This window comes from Citreicoccus inhibens, assembly GCF_019039035.1.
In the GTDB taxonomy this organism is placed as follows: Bacteria; Myxococcota; Myxococcia; order Myxococcales; family Myxococcaceae; genus Citreicoccus; species Citreicoccus inhibens.
Genome location: NZ_JAHNZT010000008.1, coordinates 200301 through 216816 on the forward strand (window position 1 = coordinate 200301; position 16516 = coordinate 216816).

A 16516-nucleotide genomic window follows, 5' to 3' on the forward strand; every position below is an offset into this window, starting at 1 on the left:
GGCCCTCAGGCCCGCTCGGCGACGAGGAGCGCTTCCACGTTGCCAGCGGGCCCAGGGACGGGGCAGTCCATCCACCCGCGCACGGCGAGCCCCTGCGTGCCCACGAACGCCGTCATCGCGTCGATGCACTCCTGGCGCGCGACGGCGTCCCGCACCACCCCGCCCTTGCCCACCTTGTCCGGGCCCACCTCGAACTGCGGCTTCACCAACGCGACGAGCAGGCCCCCCGGCTCCAGGTACGGCAGCACCGAGGGCAGCACCTGCGTGAGCGAGATGAAGCTCACGTCGATGACCACGACGCTCACCTTCTCTGGCAAGTCCTCGTCCGTGAGGTAGCGCGCGTTGACGCGCTCGCGCGAGCGCACCCGCGGGTCCTTGCGCAGCTTCTCGTGAAGCTGGCCATAGCCCACGTCGATGGCGTGCACGCGCACGACGCCATGTTGAAGCAGGCAGTCCGTGAAGCCCCCGGTGCTCGCGCCGATGTCCGCGCCCACGCGTCCCGTGACGTCGAGTTGGAACTGCTCCAGCGCGGCCTTCAGCTTCAGCCCACCTCGGGACACATAGGGCAACACCTCGCCCTTGAGGCGCAGCTCGGCGTCAACGGACACCTGCGCCCCCGGCTTGTCCACGCGCTGATCCGCCACCACCACCTGCCCGGCCAGGATGAGGGCCTGCGCCTTGGTGCGTGACTCGGCCAGCCCGCGCTCCACCACCAGGACGTCCAGGCGCTCCTTCCTCGACTTCATCGAAGGACCTCTCCGCGCAGCAGGGCCTGGCCCGCGCGCCGCAACCCCGCGGCATCCAGCCCCAGCTCCGCCCGCTGCGTGCGCGCATCGCCATGGGGGATGAAACGGTCCGGCAGGCCCACCAGGCGCACGCGCGGCGTCACGCCCGCCGCCGCGTACAGCTCCAGCACCGCGCTGCCCAGGCCTCCGCGCACGGTGCCCTCCTCGGCCACCACCACGTGACCTCCCGCGGCGGCCTCGAGCAGCGCGGCCTCATCGAGCGGCCACGCACTCCGCGCATCCAGCACGCTCCATGAGGGCTCCTCGCGTGCGGCCTCCAAGGCGGCGAGCCCCAAGGGTCCCAGCGTCACCAGCGTCAGGCGAGCGTCCGGGACGCGGCGCAGCCACCGCGCGCCCGTCGGCGAAGTCGGCTCCGCGCGCAGCTCCGGCGGCAGCGGCACCAACGTCCCGCGCGGGAAGCGGAGCACCGCGGGGACTCCACCGTCGAGCGCGGCCTGGAGCATGGCCCCCAGGTCCTCGCCCACCACGGGCGCCCACTGCCGCATGCCCGGGATGGGGCGCAGGAAGGACACGTCATAGGCCCCCTGATGCGTGGCCCCATCCGCGCCCACCAACCCGGCGCGGTCCACCGCGAAGACGACGGGCAGCCCTGGGAGGCACACGTCGTGGATGATCTGATCGTACGCGCGCTGAAGGAACGTCGAGTAGATGGCGCACACGGGCCGGGCCCCCGCCGCCGCCAGCCCCGCGCAGAACGTGACCGCGTGCTGCTCGGCGATGCCCACGTCGTGGACGCGGTCCGGGAAGCGCCGCTTGAGCCCCGTGAGCGCCGAGCCCTCCAGCATGGCCGGCGTCACCGCCACCACCCGAGGGTCCTTGGCCATCGCCTCCTCGAGCACCGCGGCGAAGGCCTCGCTGAACGTGCGCTGGCCGCCGCGCGAGCGCACGAGCTTGCCGTCGCGCCACTCATACGGCCCCATGGCATGGCCACGCGTCTGCTCATCCGCCTCGGCGGGTGGAAAGCCGCGCCCCTTCTGCGTCATGGCGTGCACCACGACGGGACGGGACGCGGACCGGGCCTCGCGCAGCGCCCGCACGAGCGCGCTCAGGTCATGCCCATCCACGGGCCCCAGGTACGTGAAGCCGAGCGCCTCGAAGAAGGCCCGCGCGTTGCGGGTGCGCAGCAGCGCGGGCACCGCCCCCACGTTGGCGCTGATGGACATCTGGTTGTCGTTCACCACGACGACCAGCGGCAGGTGGCTGCCTCCCGCGTTGTTGAGCCCCTCGAAGGACAGCCCACCCGTGAGCGCGCCATCGCCCACCACCGCCACGACGTGGCCGCGATGACCCAGTTGGCGGCGCCCTTCTAGGAGCCCCAACGCCGCGGACACGGCCGTGCACGCATGTCCCGCGAGCAGCGCATCGTGTGGGCTCTCGCGCGGGTCCAGGAACGGGCCAATGCCCCCTTCCTGCCGCAGGGTGTGCATCCGCTCGCCGCGCCCCGTCAGCAGCTTGTGCGCGTAGGCCTGATGGCCCACGTCGAACAGGAGCGCGTCCGAGGGCGAATGGAACACGCGGTGCAGCGCGACGATGAGCTCCACGGCGCCGAGCGACGCGCCCAGGTGTCCACCCACCCGGCCGCAGACGGTGATGATGGCCTCGCGCAACTCCTCGCACAGCCGAGGCAGCTCCGCCTCGGGCAGCGCGCGCAGGTCCGAGGGCGAGGCGACCCGCGCCAGCACCCCCGCCATCAGGACGACCGCTCCACCGTGAAGCGAGCCAGCGCCGCCAGCGGCCCATCCTCGCCCTCCAGGAGGCGCACCGCCTCCACCGCCTCGTCCACCTTCTCGCGCGCCATGCGCCGCGAGGCCTCCAGCCCGAGCACCGCGGGGAACGTGAAGCGCCCGGCCTCGGCGTCCGCGCCCACCGGCTTGCCCATGACCTCCGCGCTGCTCGTCACGTCGAGCACGTCGTCGGCGATCTGGAACGCCAGCCCCACCGCCGAGCCATAGATGTCCGCGCGCGCCAACGCCTGCGCGTCGCCACCGCCCGCCAGCACGCCCATGCGGCACGAGGCCCGGATGAGCGCGCCGGTCTTCAGCCGGTGCAGCCGCAGCAAGTAGTCCAACTCGGCGGGCCGATCCTCGGCGATGTCCAACACCTGTCCGCCCACCATGCCCGCCGCGCCCGCCGCCTGCGCCAGCTCCGCGCACAGCGAGGCCCGCACGGGCTCGGTCCCCGACGCCACCAGCGTGAACGCCTCGGTGAGCAGCGCGTCGCCCGCCAGGATGGCCATGGCCTCGCCGTACACCTTGTGGTTCGTGGGCCGGCCTCGGCGCAGGTCATCGTCGTCCATGGCCGGCAGGTCGTCATGGATGAGTGAGTACGTGTGCACGTACTCCAGCGCGCACGCCGCGTCCTCGGCGGCGGGCGCGGACACGCTCGCGCGCGCCACGGTGTCCGCGAAGGCGAGGCACAACACCGGCCGCAGGCGCTTGCCCCCCGCCATCAAGGAATAGCGCATGGCCTCCAGCAACCGAGGGGGTGTCCCCGCCGGGCGGAGCCGCTCGGAGCGGTCGTTCAGCAGGGCCTCCACGCGCTCCTGCTGCACGCGAAGGAACGAATCCAGTTGGAATGACGCCATGGGCCTCACGGCTCCTCTGCCGACCGGGACGGGATGAGCGCGCGGATGCGGCGCACGAGCGTCTCCAGGTCCAGCGGCTTGACGAAGTAATCCGCGGCGCCCGCCTCCATGCCGCGCCGCTTGTCCTCGGGGTCTCCCCGCCCACTGATGAAGATGATGGGGATGTCCCGGAAGTGTTCGTTCTTCTTCACGGCCCGGCACAGCTCGAAGCCGTCGATCCAGGACATGTTCACGTCCAGGAGGATGGCGTGCGGCCGGTGCAATTGGAGCGAGGCAATCAGCCTCAGTCCGTTCGCGGCCGACGTCACGTCGAAGCCCTCTTCCTCGAGGGCCGCCGACAGCATGTCGCGCGTGTCCCGGTCGTCGTCGACGATGGTGATTTTCAGCTTCGACATGCCGGCGTCCACCCGCTCGAGCTAGAACGGGACATCGTCCTCGGGAGGAGGCTTCGCCACAGGCGCCCGCGGGGCCACCGCCGAGGCCCCGCGCGACGCGACCGCCAGAGGCGCCGCCACGTCCTTGCCGTCCTCGTCCACCAGGAGTTGCTCGATGCGCTGCTCGGCCTCGGTGAGGAGCTTCTCGCCGCGGCGCACCAATCGGATGCCCTCCTCGAAGGCCTTCAGCGAGGCCTCCAGGGACAGGTCCCCGCTCTCCAGCCGCGCCACCGTCTCCTCCAGGCGCGCCACCACATCCCCATATTGCTCTGGCACCGCCGCCTCCGCGGTCGCATCCGCCTTCGGTGCCTTGTCCGACTTCGCCACGGCCATCCACCTCCCCTGTGGGGCGCGGGAATCTAGAGGGTGCCCCGCTAGCAGTCCACCGGCCCTTTCACGGCCGTGACCGTGGCTTCGATTTCCTCACAGCCACCCAACGTTTGCGCCCCGTTGTTGGCCAGTTTGATACCCAGCGTCTCCCCGACCTGCACGTCGGAGACGGAGCGCACCACCGCACCATCGCGCTGCCGGAAGGCCACCGCGTAGCCTCGAGACATCACCTTCAGCGGGCTCATCGCGTCCAGCCGCCCGCTCAGCGTCTCGAAGCGCCGCCGTGCCTCGGAGAGCGATTGACGCGGCAGAGCGACCAGGCGGGCATGCTGCGCCGCCAGCCGCATCCGCTCGCGCGCCACCTGCGCGGTGGGGGACGCTCGCTCCAGCCCTAACCGAGCCTCCGCCAGGGCCCCGCGCCGCGAGGCCACTCCCGCGCGCGCCGCCTCCGCCAGCCGGCGAGACAGCTTGTGCAGATGGGCGCGCTGCTCGCTCAGGCGCGCCTGGGGTCGCGCCCGCTGGAGTCGCTCATGCAAGGCGCGCAAGCGCTCGCGGTGCTCGCGCACGGCGGGGCGCAGCACGCGCATCATCGCCTCCACCTGCTCGGACATGTGGAGGCGCTGCTGATTGATGGCGCGGCGGGGATCCGCCAGCCGCGCCCCGAGCGCGCCCTGCCGCTCGCGAAGCTCCAGGACGCGGCGCTCCATGGCCCGACGCAGCCGGCCCGCCTGAGTGGCGAGGCTCAGCTCCAGGTCCGCGAGCACGGGGGACAGCCGCTCGGCCGCCGCGCTCGGCGTGGGCGCGCGCCAGTCCGCCACGAAGTCGGAGATGGTGAAGTCAATCTCGTGGCCAATGGCGGAAACCACCGGGACGGGCGAGGCGAAGATGGCCCGAGCCACCCGCTCCTCGTTGAACGTCCAGAGGTCCTCCACCGAGCCACCGCCGCGCGTCACCACGATGACGTCCACGTCGGCGCGGCCCAGGCGCTCGATGGCGCGAGCCACCTCCTCCGCCGAGCCCTCGCCCTGCACGCGCGCATCCGCGAGCAGCACGCCCATGCGCGGGTTGCGCGAGTGCAGCACGCGCAGGAAGTCTTGAAGCGCGGCGCCGGTGCGGCTCGTCACCACGCCGACGCGCCGGGGCAGGAACGGCAACGGACGCGGCAGCCGCACGCGTCGGTCGCCAATCAACCCCTCGGCGGCCAGGCGTGCCTTGAGCTGCTCGAAGGCCAGCGCCAGCGCGCCCTCGCCTACCGGCTCCAGCCGATGGACGATGAGGCTGTAGCGGCCCTGCGGCTCGTACAGGTCCACGCTGCCCTCGGCCAGCACTTCCATGCCGTCGCGCAGCGCGAAGCGCAGCCGGCCCGCCATCGACGCCCAGACCTTCGTGTCGATGGACGCATCGGCGTCCTTGAGCGTGAAGTACCAATGGCCCCGCGCGTTGGCGCCCCGGAAGCCGGACACCTCGCCGCGCACCACCACGCGCGGGAAGCGGGACTCCACCGTGTGCTTGAGCTGTCGCGTGAGCTCGCCCACCGACAGCACCACCCGCTCCGCGCGAGGGGGCACCGCAACAGGCGCCGGCGTCACAACGGGCGCGGCCGCGACGGGCGCCGCCGCAGGAGCCGCGGGGGGGGCTGCATCCACGGTCCCCACGGGAGCGGGCGTGGATGCCTTGGCGGCCTTCTTCGAGGCCGCGCGCGGCGCCGGGCGGAGCGGTGGCAGGAGCGACGTGCCGAAGAGGTCGCCCTGGTTCGGGTCGACCGGTGGGGGCGACTCGCCGCCCGCGCCCTTGCGCTTCTTCATCGCGACAGCTTCTCGACCCAGGTCTGCGCCTTGGTGTGGAACTCATCGTCCACGGGCGTCATCGAGACGACGTCCTTGAACTTGGGAAGCGCGTCCTCGGGGCTCGAGTCCTTGATGGAGTAGGCCTGTAGGTACAGGTCGCGGGCCTTCGTCTTCAGGTCGTTGACGATGTTGGACGCGCCCGCGTGTCCAGGGTCGGCCTGGAGCGCCTTGCGCGCGTACTCCATGGCCCGCGCCCACTGGCCGGAGGCCTTCGCCGCGCTGGCGCTCTTGTAGAAGATGGTGGCCGCGCGCGTGCCCGCGTTGCGCGCCATCTTGCTGCCCTTGCCATCGGTGATCTCCTTGTCGAGCGAGAGCAACCGCGACAGTCCCTTGGCGTCCAGGTCCTCCAGCTTCTTGTAGAGGCCACCGAACTCCGTCATCTGCCCCATCAGCGCCTTACAGCGCGGCTGCCGAGCGGAGCAGGCGTTGAGGATGGCCACCGCGCCCGACAGGTCACCGTCGCGGAAGCGATCCACCGCGGGCTCCCAGGGCTTGGGCGTGACCACGGGCCCGGTGGGCTTGGGCTCCTTCGCGATGCGGATGGCCACCACGGCTTCATCGTTGATGAGCTTGGCGTCGCGGTGCTCCGGGAAGGCCGCCAGCACGTCGTCCGTGATGGCCTTCGCCTTCTCCATGTTCTCCAGCGTCTTCGAGTCCTGCAGCCCCCGCGCCTCTCGCGCGCGCTTGTCCGCGGCCTCGACCAAGGACTTGCGCGCGATCTTCACCTGCTCGTAGAGCTGCGTGTCCGAGCTGACCTTCCCCAGTTCGGCGGTGGCCTTGGCCAGCTCCCCCTTCTTCACCGCCTCGCTGACGGCCGTCAGGTGCGTCTGGTTGGGGATCTCCTTGTCCGCCGCCTTCAGGTAGTCCGCCACGCCCGGGTAATCCGGCGCCTGCGCCTGGAGTTCCTCCAGCTTCGTGCGGGCCTCCTGCCAGCGTCCCTCGCGGACCAGGTTCTTCGCGTCCTGGAAGAAGGCGCTGAGCTGCTCGCGGCGGCCCTTCTCCGCCATCGCGCGCTGCGCCTCCAATGACTCCTGCTGGCGCACGCGCATGCGCACCACGCCCAGGCCGGCGAAGAGCACCACCACCACGCCCGCGGCCAGCAGCTTCAGCCGCGTCCGCTTGCGAATCGCCTCGGGGCTGAGCTGCTCGACGTTGGTCCCCCGGCCCTGCGGACGCACCCGGCCCTCGGGCCGAGCCCCGGGCCGTGGCGGCACGCCCCCCGCGGCACGCCCACCCGCGGCGGGACGTGGCCGGGACGGCGCTGGAGGCGCCACCATCGCCGTGGAGTTCGCGGCGTCCTGGAAGGACAGCTCCGTGTCCCCCATGGTGATGGTGTCCCCGTTGGCCAGGAGGGTCTCCTCGGCGATGGGCTCACCATTGACCAGCGTGCCGTTGCCCGAGCCCAGGTCACTGACCATCCAGCCCGAGCCATCGTTGCGCACGGAGACGTGCCGGCGCGACACGGACGTATCGGGGATGCAGATGGGGTTATCCGTGGAGCGTCCGATGACGTACTCGGTGCCATCGAGGACGAACTCCTCGCCTTCCTTGGGCCCCGCGGTCACCACGAGGCGAGGAGACGAGCGAGGGGCCGCCGCGGGACGCGCACCCGACGCGCCGGGCGCCGGACGCCGGGCCGCGGGGCGCTGTCCGGTCCCGCCCGAGGGCGTCCCGGAGGTGGGCCTGCGGCGCGCAGGAGGGGAGCCGTTCGACATGGGAGTTCACCGCTTCCTACAAAGTGGGCACGGGCTTCACAGCTCGTGCTCGTATGCTTTTTCCAGGGCCAGATTGTGGCAGCGATGGTCGGTGGTAGGGAAGCGCCGCCGCACGTCTTCCAGGGCCGCCTTGGCCTTCTTCCGGTTCCGGTACTGCACGTGGCGCTGGAACTCCAGCATCAGCTGGGCGCACTTCTGATCCAACTCCGACACGATGATGCCCAGCTGGTCGCGGACGTCCTCGTACAGGTCGGGCTTGGTCTCCAGCGCCTCCAACGTCACCCAGGCGAAGCGGTACTGCTGCCACGCCTTGAACAGGTTCTCCGCCCCCACGTCCCGCAGCTCGTAGAACTGCTTGCCCGCGGACGCGTACTGGCGCGCGCTCGCCAGGAGTTGATCCGGCGGCAGCTCGGGAACGGGGATGACCTCCAGCCGCAGGTTCCACACGCGCCACGTCTCGTGGCCCGGGGGATTGCGGACGTTGTCGAAGAGAATCTGGTTGTGCTGTCCCCGGCGCAGCACGTTCACCGGGAGGAGCTGCTCAATCTCCCGCTCCGCCGTGGCGTTCGTGTCCGCGGGCACCCAGCCCACCTCCACGCCGTTGAGCACCAGGTTCACTTCTTCCTTCGAGATGTCTCGCGCCTGGTAGTGGAGCACCGCCAACGCGCGCGTGGGCGACACGAAGGTGAAGTCGAACGCCTTCTGGTCCACCCGCTCCCACGTGACGTCCTTGCCCAGGCCGAAGGAGTCTGCCAGCGCCTCTGCCCCCACCAACGACGGCTCCGCCCCCCGGCCCAGTCCACCCTCCGAGCGGAACACCGCGGCCCAGAGCACCACGGCCACGAGCGACAGCAATCCCAAGCCGGCGACGCTCACGGCGCCCCAGCGGGCCACCCGGGGCATCCCTTCCCACCACAGGCGCACCTGTCCCCGCGCCGAGCCCTTCAACTCTCGGCGGTGGCGCGCGCGCTCCGCGGCGGACAGCGGCTCCTTCGCGCCCGCGGCCCGGACCGGCGCCGGGCCAGGCGCGACCTTGTCGAGCGCGCTCGGGCCCGCACTGGCGCCACCACTGGCCGCGGCGGGCTCGGGAATCACGAGCGCGGGCCGGAAGCCCGTGGGCGCGACTTCCAGCGCGGCCAGCTCCGCGGTCCCCTTCCCCGCGGGAGACACCTGGGCGCGGAGCAACTCGCGCCGGATGGGGCGCGTGGCGTCCTCGTCGCCCTCGGGAGGAACCCAGACGAAGGTGAACGACACGGGCCCCACGGTGATGAGGTCGCCGTCGCGAAGCTGCTGCTCCGCGGTCAGCTTCTGGCCGTTGACCAGGGTGCCGTTGGAGCTCCCCATGTCGCTGGCGAAGTACTGACCGCCCCGCTCCACGAGGTTCGCATGTCGGCGAGACACCCCGTGGTCGTGCAGGACCAGGTCGTTCTCCGAGGTGCGACCGATCTTCACCTCGGCCGACTCGAAGACGAGCTCCCGCCCCTGCTGGAGCCCCTGGGTAATGGTGAGCCGGATAGGCAGAGGACTACCCCGCGAGCTCGCCGAAGAAGAACTGGAAGACGATGGGGCCGAACAGCACCATGAAGACCGTAGGGAAGATGCACGCGATGAGCGGGAACAGCATCTTCACCGGGGCCTCGCCGGCCAGCTTCTCCGCGCGCTGGGTGCGGTCGATGCGCATCTGGGTCGACTGGATGCGCAGCACCTTGCCCAAGCTGGTGCCCATCTTGTCCGCCTGGATGAGCGCCGTGACGAACGTGGTGAGCGGCGGCAGGTCCACGCGGACGATCATGCTCTTGAGCGCCTCTTCACGCGTCTTGCCCATCTTGAGCTGCTTGAGCACCAGCTGCAGCTCCTCGCGCAGCGCGCCCGCCTTGCCCTTCTCCACCACCTTCGCGAGCGCGCCCGTGAAGTCCAGACCGGCTTCCACCGACAGGGTCAGCAGGTCCAGGCTGTACGGCAGCGCGCGGCTGATGGCCAGGTGGCGCTTCTTCACCTGATCGTTCAGCCACAAGAGCGGGTAGTACAGGCCGATCAACATCACCAGCAGCGCCCACGCGAACGTCGCGTTGAACGCATTGCAGGCGAACAGGCCGAAGATGAGCGCCAGCACGGCGCTGACCTCCTGCATGGCCATGATGTCCTCGGGCTTGTAGCCCTGGGGCTCACCCGCCTTGATGAGCTTGCGCCGCGCCTTGGCCTCGTACGACGGCCACATGAAGCGCCGGTTGATGACGCCCAGCTTGCGGATGGCCACCGAGCCGGCGCCCTTCATGCCGCCGCCCGACTCGTCGCGGACCTCCGACAGGAAGCGCTCGAAGACGTTCTGGTACAGACCGATTCCCAGGAACGCCACCGCCGCAGCGGTGAGAAGCGCCGAGCCGACAATCAGGATGACTGTGAGGATGTCCTGCACGGTACGCCTCTCAGATGTCGATGTTGACGATGCGGCGGATGATCAAGATCCCGAGGATCTCCATGATGGCGATGATGGTCACCAACACGTAGCCGAAGATGTGGTTCATCATCGGCTCCATCAGGTCCGGACGCATGTAGTTGAGCACCATGCCCAGCACGCCCGGCATGGCCGCCACAATCCACCCCTGCAACTTGCCCTGGGACGTGAGCGCGTCGATCTTGCCTTCCAGACGGAAGCGCTCGCGAATCACCGCGGAGATGGTCTCGAACATCTCCGCCATGTTGCCGCCCAGCTGGCGCGCGATGTTCGTGGAGACGACCACCAGCTCCAGGTCGTCACTGCCCACGCGGCGCCCCATGTTGATGAGCGACTCCTCCAGCGGCACGCCCAGCTTCACCTCTTTGACGAAGAGGCCGAACTCCTGGGACAGCGGCGGCTGCGCCTCGCGGGCCACGTGCTCGATGGCCTGCGGGAACGTGAGACCCGCCTTGAACGCGTTGGCCATGGCCTGCAGCGCGTCCACCAACTGGACGTTGAACTTCTTGATGCGGCGCTTGCGGTAGTACTTCACCAGGATCATCGGCAGGAAGAAGCCGAACACCGTCGACGCCACCGCGAGCACGGGGTTGAAGACGATGTAGCTCAGGATGCCGAGCAAGCACATGCACGCGATGTTGAGGACCAACATCTGCCGTGCGTCGATGAAGAGGAACATGTCGCTCAAGTCGTTCATCGACTTGGCGACGTACCGCTCCTGGTATTGCTCATACGCCTTCGACAGGACGCTGAAGATCACCAGGCTGAAGAAGAAGACCGAGCCGGTGACGAGGAGGAGGACGATTCCTGCAAGCATGCGCGCGGTTCCCTGGGGGACGGGGGCGAGACGTCGCGATCAGCGCGCGGCGCTTACGGCGAACCGGCGGCGGCGGCCTTCTCGGAGGTGCCGCCCTTGATGATCTGGATGATCTCCCGGCGCTTCTGCTCCAGGACGCGGGTGCGCTCGCCAGACAACAGCGTGCTGATGGTGGCGCGGCCACGCTCCTCGATCATGTCCACGTCGTCCTCGTTGCGCAGCGACAGGGTGAGCTGCCCCAGCTCCGTCGCGAGCACCAGGATCTCCGCCTCCTCCGGCAGCACCATCAGCGACACGTTCGCGTAGTCGCGCTGGTTCTCCGGGATGAGGTTCACGTTGGTGGTACCGGTGATCTTTCCGGTCGCCACCACGATGATGTTCTGCAGCAGCGTCACGGCCACGTTCTCCTGGGACTGCGGATCCAGGAACGTCCCGATGATGTCCACGTGGTCGTTCGGACGAATCCAGCCACCCACGGCCGTGGTCGGCTTGGCCTCGATGGTGATGGCGCGGGCCTTCTTCTGCACCTTGGTGGAGAGGCGCTCCGCCGCCTTCGTCGTCTCGAACTGGCTCCAGAGGATGGGGTCGCCGGCCTGCAGCGCCACCAGCACCTTCTGGTTCACGATGTAGCCCGCGGAGTCCGGCTTCACCACGGACGACGTGACGAACTGCTCGGGCACCGAGCGCTGGGAGATCATCTCGTAGTTGATGACCGTCCCCTCGGGCATGTCCTGGGCCGCCACGACCACCGGCACGAGGTTCCAGCCACGACGAACGTCGGCTTCCTTCTTCTTGATGGCCGAATAGGCCACGACGCCCGCGAGCAGTCCAAGCACGAGCGCGACGATGAGGGGAGTCTTACCCTTCAGCATGGTTCAGGAACCTCCAGAACGGGGGGGCGCCGTCATGGCGGCGAGTCTTTCCAAGGGGGTACGGCGCCCAGCGGCAAACGGCGGCGGATGTTAGCCGTGTGATAGAGCAGGTGTCAAAACCACCTCTCGCGACAGAGCAGTTTCCCGCGCCATCCCCTCCCCGTCCACCTCACGTCACAGTTCGGCGAGCGCCGCGCGATCATCCGCGGTCAGGCCGCTGCCGTCGGTGATGTGCCAGAGGGCCTCCTGGACCACCTCTACCTTGGAGCCATCCTCCGCGATGTGCTTGCCCTTGATGAGCGAGATGAGCTCCTTGACCTGCGCGTTCTGGGTGACGGGGCCCAGCGTGTAGCGCGCCTTCGGCTCAGAGGCGGAGCGGTTGTGGTTGAGGCAGAAGGCGTAGAGGGGCAACGGCCCGCTCTTCACCTGAGGGCCCGCGTCCGCGCCGCCGGGGTAGATGACCACGTGGACATCCTCCAACAGGATTCCGTGCTGGAAGTCGGGAGACGACGCCACGAGCACGAGCCCCGCCGGCAGGTCGAGCGGAACCCCCACGACGCCATCATTGCGAACCGGCACGCACGCGCGAACCATGAACCCCGAGCCCAACGGATCCAACTGCACCGGGGCGCAGTAGCCGTCGTCATCCGTGCCCGTCAGCTCCCCCTCGAGACGCAGCCCCGTCGGCAGCGACCACGCCGTCCCCACCGGGCGGCCTCGGTCATCCCCGAACCCGGCCTTGTCACCGGCGCCTCCACCGCCCCCTCCCCCGCCGTCCTTGTCTTCGCTGCACCCCGACAGCACCAGCAGGCCCACCGCCGCCATCCGCAGCCACGTCATCGACTTCATGCGTCATTCCTCCCGGAGACCCACGCGATGTCGGGTCCGTCAAGACCCGGCCTCGCACAGCGTCGCCGAGTGAGGCGGTCCGCGCAACAGGACAGTGCGGGCCCGGCCGCGGCTCAGGGCTCGCGAGGCTGGGTGGGAGGCAAGTCCGGATTGAACAGGCCGCGCAGGACGACGGGGGCGCCCGTCTCGTCGTGGAGGAACACGGGCTGCCCCGCCTCCACCCCCACCGCGCGGACCTCGAACGAGATGCCGTCCGGTGACACGAAGACCCAGACGTCCCCCGGCACGAGCGGCGTGGGCCGGGCATCCGGCGCGGTCAGCCACACCAGTCGCGGCGACACCGGCCGGAAGAAGCGATTGCTGACGCGCGAGCCGGACTGAGTCACCGCCCCGAGCGACTCCACCCACGGCTCGGGGCGCGCCGGCACCTCGCCCTCCTCTTGCAGCACGCCCACCCAGCGCAGGTGGACGCGACGCGCGGAGGACAGGATGGACAGGTTCGCGGCGCGCTCGGAGCGCTCCAGGGGCGGCCCCCAAGAGCCCGTGAGCATCGTGGCCAGCACGCCCAGGAGGATGCAGACCGAGGCCCACAGCGGCGCGGAGACGGAGCGCACCAACGCCACGCCCAACCTCAGGACGCCCACCGCCGCGAGCACCGAGCCCACCAGCAGCACGCCGCGCGGCGGCTCTCCCGTGTGATAGGGCCAGCCCACGACTTCGCCCAGGTACTGCCACTCGGGAATGGCGGCGCCGAAGACGAGGGCCGCCAACCCCAGGAAGATGATGGCGTGCACCCAGCGCAGACCCGCGGAAGAGGAGGTCGCGCGCGCGTCCTTCGAAGACGACTTCACGGGAACGGCAGGTTCAGCACGAAGTAATACGAGTCGTAATAAACTTGGTACGCCTCCATGAAGAGGTCGATGACGTTGGCTTGCTTGTCCGCGCTCCAGCGAACCTTCACCGAGGCGCCCACCACGAGCGCCACGACGAGGACCCAGTTGAGCATGGAGTACTCAACCATCGCCTGACCGCGACGGGCGCGGCGAGCAGCGCGCTGCGACGACTTCGCGGGCTTCATGGGTGGGGCTCCTCTTCCTGCAACCACGGCAGCTTGCCGAAGGCCTGGTCCGCATACTCCAGCCGGACGGGCACCTCGTTGGGGGTGGGCATGCGGATGCGCGGCTGCGCGTCCACGCCATGCTCCACGACCTCCATGCTCTGGCCGATCCCCGGAATCTCGATCTTCGCCAGATGCATGATGGGAATCTCTCGGCTCATCCACATGCGCTTCAACACGGTGGACCGCAACACCACCTCGACCGGCACCGCGGTGACGGAGCCGGCCTGCGTCATCAACCTCGCCTCGCGGCCCGACCGTATCACGGGCGGAGGCAGCGCTCGCTCCGCCGGGGTGGGCGGGGCCTCGGGAGGCCCCTCCGGACGCTCGCGCCCCTCTTTCAACACGTGCTCCAGGGCCTCGGGCGAGTACTCCTGCGGCTTGCCATACCCCGCCGAGGCGATGAGGCGGGTGATGGGCTCCTGCGTCCCCGCCCCCTCCAGCGCCACCAACATCTTCATCTGCCCCAGCGGCGCGCGCATGGCCGGATGGGTGCCAATCTCAATCTCCAGCCACATCGCGTCGCGGCCGTGCCGGTCCTTCTCCTGCCCCACGAAGGCCAGCCGCCAGTAGTGGACGCGTGCCCCACCGCCATCGAGCTTGTACGTCACCCAGTCGCCCACCTGGGCGCTGCGCACGCCACGCGCCATGTGGTCCATCAGGGCGCGCATCATTGGCGGGGGCGCACTCGCCCGGCCGGGCGAAGCCACCAACCCCACGGCCAACGCCACCATCACCACCAGCCCCCTCACGGCGCCGCCTCCTTCTGAGCCTTCTGCGCGCGCTCGTACGCGGCCTTGCTCTCACGCACGGCCGCGTCATTGGGGACCGCGTCCGGGCGATCCGAGCCGACCCACATCTGCAACATCGCGGTGACGCCCTCGTCCACGGGGCTGAGGTTGGTGACCACCTGCTCGCCCTTGCGCGCGTGCTCCAGCGTGACGCGCGTCTGTCCGCCGACCTTGACCGCGGACTCGCGCACGGGCGCATAGCCTTGCTTGCTCATCTCCTGCACGACGCGCTGGCGCACCGTGGCCATGTCGCCCTCGACGAGCGCCGAGCGATGCTGAGACCCTCCAGCCGCGTCGCGCGACGCGAGGTCCTCGCTGAACAAGGTGCCCTCCAACTTCACCAGCCCCGACGCGGGACTCTTGGGCGCGCTCATCCACAGGTCGCGCAGCACCGTGAAGCCCAGCGTCTTCCCCAGGTGCCGCCGCAGCACCACGCCGCGCTGGAGCCCCTCGCGCGTGTAGAGCGCCGACACGACCGCCTCTTCCTTCAGGTCCCCATCCACCGCGGTGGGGTAGCCCTGGGAGCGCCACTGCTTGACGAAGTAGTCCACGACCTTGTCCATCGGGTCGTCGGTGAGGAAGTAGGCCATGCGGTAGTACTCCCCCGCGATGACCAGATCGTTCCCGATGCGCGTGTGCACGGTGCCCGGATACACGGGCAGCTCCTGCTGAGCGCTCGCGCTGAGCGCACCCAGCAGCAACATGAGGACGAGGCCGCGCCGCGCCGCCGCGCTACTCACAATTTCGGATGTCCTGGTTCTCATCGCCCTTGGTGGCGGCCACGCTGTTGGCGGCGGAGGGGTCCTCGGCCTGCGCGTTCTTGCAGCCCATGAAGTTCTCGCCGCGCGCCTCGAAGATCTTGATGTACTGCGACTTCTCCAGCTCCCGGTCGCGGAACGGCGCGGTGTCGAAGCACTGGGGCCGCTCGTAGTCCAGCAGGGACTTGGACTTGGTCATCTGGTCCTGGAGACCGTGGACGCCATTGGCGGGGAACGTGTTGATGCCCGTGCACTCCAGCGTGCCTGGCAGGCCGTAGTTCTTGGAGATGACGAACGTGCCCAGGAACGCGGGCGAGAACTTCTTGAAGAAGTCCAAGACGCTTCCCAGCGGCGAGCTTTCAATCTTCGCCTTCACGCCCAGGAAGGTCATGCGATTGACCTGCTGGTAGAGGCCGTGCGGATCTCCGCCCGCCGTGTGCCCACCCGCGCGCCGCCCATTGATGACCGCGTCGCCGCCGTCCGGCAGATTCCAACCCGTGGCGTACATGGAGAAGTGAGACTTCAACTCCAGGTTCGCCAGGTTGCGATTTCCGAACGTGTTCACCTTGAAGAAGCCCCCCGACCCGGACTCCTCCAGGTACCGCTTGGGCAGGATGGAGTTGGCGAACTTCATGCTCACGCTCGTGTCCACCCACCCCTTGGTGTTGAGCTTCCAGAAGTTGAGCAGGCCCTTGGCGCCACCATTCACCGCGCCCAGCACGTCCGAAGCCCAGCCCTCCCCTGAGTTGCCCAACACCAGGCCGCCCTCGATGAACGGCACCTCGCGGTTGGTGACCTCGGCCTTCACGTTCGTGTAGTTCGCGATGAAGTTGCCCGCGCGGGCATTGGGCTCCACCGAGTCCATGTCCTTGTAGCGCTCGAGGGCCTCCTCCAGCGCCTCCTTCTTCGCGTCATCGAAGGCGGCGTCATGCTCCGCCTTGGCGATGTCCGTCAGCGTGTAGCTGGTCATCTCGAAGGTGGTGTACCGCGCCATCTCCAAGAGCTTCAGCTTCGCCCGCACCAACTCGGTGAGGTACATGCTGAACATCAGGATCATCACCAGCACGGGGACGATGACCGCGAACTCGACGGTGGCGGCGCCCCGTCGCGTCAACTTCCGTGTGCGCGCGTGGAACATGGC

The 16516-nt window shown here is 69.4% G+C and carries 17 protein-coding genes; all 17 read right to left on the reverse strand.

What is annotated here, in order from left to right; genetic code table 11:
- Window positions 1–5: 5 nt before the first annotated feature.
- Entirely contained in the window at window positions 6–746 is a 741-nt protein-coding gene (locus KRR26_RS13175) for a TlyA family RNA methyltransferase (RefSeq protein ID WP_217079974.1), read from the reverse strand.
- Window positions 743–2497 carry a 1-deoxy-D-xylulose-5-phosphate synthase gene (locus KRR26_RS13180; protein ID WP_217079975.1) on the reverse strand — a complete coding sequence of 585 codons (1755 nt, stop codon included), beginning with the start codon at window positions 2495–2497 and terminating at the stop codon, window positions 743–745. The genes KRR26_RS13175 and KRR26_RS13180 overlap by 4 nt, the downstream gene beginning before the upstream one ends.
- A complete protein-coding gene (locus tag KRR26_RS13185; protein WP_120208763.1) occupies window positions 2497–3390 on the reverse strand; it encodes a polyprenyl synthetase family protein in 894 nt (297 codons plus the stop codon). The genes KRR26_RS13180 and KRR26_RS13185 overlap by 1 nt, the downstream gene beginning before the upstream one ends.
- Before the next feature lie 5 nt (window positions 3391–3395).
- Complete coding sequence (locus KRR26_RS13190) at window positions 3396–3785, reverse strand: response regulator (protein WP_120208761.1); 390 nt, start codon at window positions 3783–3785, stop codon at window positions 3396–3398.
- 21 nt (window positions 3786–3806) lie between these two features.
- The gene (gene xseB, locus KRR26_RS13195) at window positions 3807–4157 is read right to left on the reverse strand and encodes an exodeoxyribonuclease VII small subunit (RefSeq protein ID WP_120208760.1); all 351 of its coding nucleotides are present in this window, start codon (window positions 4155–4157) and stop codon (window positions 3807–3809) included.
- 41 nt (window positions 4158–4198) lie between these two features.
- Window positions 4199–5959 carry an exodeoxyribonuclease VII large subunit gene (gene xseA / locus KRR26_RS13200; protein ID WP_217079976.1) on the reverse strand — a complete coding sequence of 587 codons (1761 nt, stop codon included), beginning with the start codon at window positions 5957–5959 and terminating at the stop codon, window positions 4199–4201.
- Window positions 5956–7716: an FHA domain-containing protein gene (locus KRR26_RS13205; RefSeq protein WP_120208756.1), complete on the reverse strand. Its 1761-nt coding sequence runs from the start codon at window positions 7714–7716 to the stop codon at window positions 5956–5958. Before KRR26_RS13205 ends, xseA begins: the two co-directional genes overlap by 4 nt.
- Before the next feature lie 36 nt (window positions 7717–7752).
- The gene (locus KRR26_RS13210) at window positions 7753–9237 is read right to left on the reverse strand and encodes an FHA domain-containing protein (protein ID WP_120208754.1); all 1485 of its coding nucleotides are present in this window, start codon (window positions 9235–9237) and stop codon (window positions 7753–7755) included.
- 4 nt (window positions 9238–9241) lie between these two features.
- Window positions 9242–10132 carry a type II secretion system F family protein gene (locus KRR26_RS13215; protein WP_120208753.1) on the reverse strand — a complete coding sequence of 297 codons (891 nt, stop codon included), beginning with the start codon at window positions 10130–10132 and terminating at the stop codon, window positions 9242–9244.
- Between the two features lie 10 nt (window positions 10133–10142).
- Window positions 10143–10988: a type II secretion system F family protein gene (locus KRR26_RS13220; RefSeq protein ID WP_120208751.1), complete on the reverse strand. Its 846-nt coding sequence runs from the start codon at window positions 10986–10988 to the stop codon at window positions 10143–10145.
- A 53-nt stretch (window positions 10989–11041) separates the two neighbouring features.
- Window positions 11042–11860 (reverse strand): Flp pilus assembly protein CpaB, encoded by an 819-nt coding sequence (gene cpaB / locus KRR26_RS13225; RefSeq protein ID WP_120208749.1) that lies wholly within the window; start codon window positions 11858–11860, stop codon window positions 11042–11044.
- A 174-nt stretch (window positions 11861–12034) separates the two neighbouring features.
- A complete protein-coding gene (locus KRR26_RS13230) occupies window positions 12035–12709 on the reverse strand; it encodes a thioester domain-containing protein (protein WP_120208747.1) in 675 nt (224 codons plus the stop codon).
- Window positions 12710–12822: 113 nt separating this feature from the next.
- Window positions 12823–13560 carry a hypothetical protein gene (locus KRR26_RS13235; RefSeq protein ID WP_217079977.1) on the reverse strand — a complete coding sequence of 246 codons (738 nt, stop codon included), beginning with the start codon at window positions 13558–13560 and terminating at the stop codon, window positions 12823–12825.
- The gene (locus tag KRR26_RS13240) at window positions 13557–13787 is read right to left on the reverse strand and encodes a hypothetical protein (RefSeq protein ID WP_120208744.1); all 231 of its coding nucleotides are present in this window, start codon (window positions 13785–13787) and stop codon (window positions 13557–13559) included. Before KRR26_RS13240 ends, KRR26_RS13235 begins: the two co-directional genes overlap by 4 nt.
- The gene (locus KRR26_RS13245) at window positions 13784–14578 is read right to left on the reverse strand and encodes a hypothetical protein (RefSeq protein ID WP_120208743.1); all 795 of its coding nucleotides are present in this window, start codon (window positions 14576–14578) and stop codon (window positions 13784–13786) included. Before KRR26_RS13245 ends, KRR26_RS13240 begins: the two co-directional genes overlap by 4 nt.
- Window positions 14575–15357: a hypothetical protein gene (locus KRR26_RS13250; RefSeq protein WP_233577334.1), complete on the reverse strand. Its 783-nt coding sequence runs from the start codon at window positions 15355–15357 to the stop codon at window positions 14575–14577. The genes KRR26_RS13245 and KRR26_RS13250 overlap by 4 nt, the downstream gene beginning before the upstream one ends.
- A complete protein-coding gene (locus tag KRR26_RS13255) occupies window positions 15350–16513 on the reverse strand; it encodes a TadE/TadG family type IV pilus assembly protein (protein ID WP_120208739.1) in 1164 nt (387 codons plus the stop codon). Before KRR26_RS13255 ends, KRR26_RS13250 begins: the two co-directional genes overlap by 8 nt.
- Window positions 16514–16516: the final 3 nt, after the last annotated feature.

What these genes read in the sequence shown, in the direction of transcription:
- KRR26_RS13190 (WP_120208761.1), bottom strand. Translation starts at nt 3,785, where the DNA reads ATGTCGAAGCTGAAAATCACCATCGTCGACGACGACCGGGACACGCGC.
- xseA (WP_217079976.1), bottom strand. Translation starts at nt 5,959, where the DNA reads ATGAAGAAGCGCAAGGGCGCGGGCGGCGAGTCGCCCCCACCGGTCGAC.
- KRR26_RS13205 (WP_120208756.1), bottom strand. Translation starts at nt 7,716, where the DNA reads ATGTCGAACGGCTCCCCTCCTGCGCGCCGCAGGCCCACCTCCGGGACG.
- KRR26_RS13220 (WP_120208751.1), bottom strand. Translation starts at nt 10,988, where the DNA reads ATGCTTGCAGGAATCGTCCTCCTCCTCGTCACCGGCTCGGTCTTCTTC.
- xseB (WP_120208760.1), bottom strand. Translation starts at nt 4,157, where the DNA reads ATGGCCGTGGCGAAGTCGGACAAGGCACCGAAGGCGGATGCGACCGCG.
- KRR26_RS13255 (WP_120208739.1), bottom strand. Translation starts at nt 16,513, where the DNA reads ATGTTCCACGCGCGCACACGGAAGTTGACGCGACGGGGCGCCGCCACC.
- KRR26_RS13180 (WP_217079975.1), bottom strand. Translation starts at nt 2,497, where the DNA reads ATGGCGGGGGTGCTGGCGCGGGTCGCCTCGCCCTCGGACCTGCGCGCG.
- KRR26_RS13230 (WP_120208747.1), bottom strand. Translation starts at nt 12,709, where the DNA reads ATGAAGTCGATGACGTGGCTGCGGATGGCGGCGGTGGGCCTGCTGGTG.
- cpaB (WP_120208749.1), bottom strand. Translation starts at nt 11,860, where the DNA reads ATGCTGAAGGGTAAGACTCCCCTCATCGTCGCGCTCGTGCTTGGACTG.
- KRR26_RS13240 (WP_120208744.1), bottom strand. Translation starts at nt 13,787, where the DNA reads ATGAAGCCCGCGAAGTCGTCGCAGCGCGCTGCTCGCCGCGCCCGTCGC.
- KRR26_RS13185 (WP_120208763.1), bottom strand. Translation starts at nt 3,390, where the DNA reads ATGGCGTCATTCCAACTGGATTCGTTCCTTCGCGTGCAGCAGGAGCGC.
- KRR26_RS13175 (WP_217079974.1), bottom strand. Translation starts at nt 746, where the DNA reads ATGAAGTCGAGGAAGGAGCGCCTGGACGTCCTGGTGGTGGAGCGCGGG.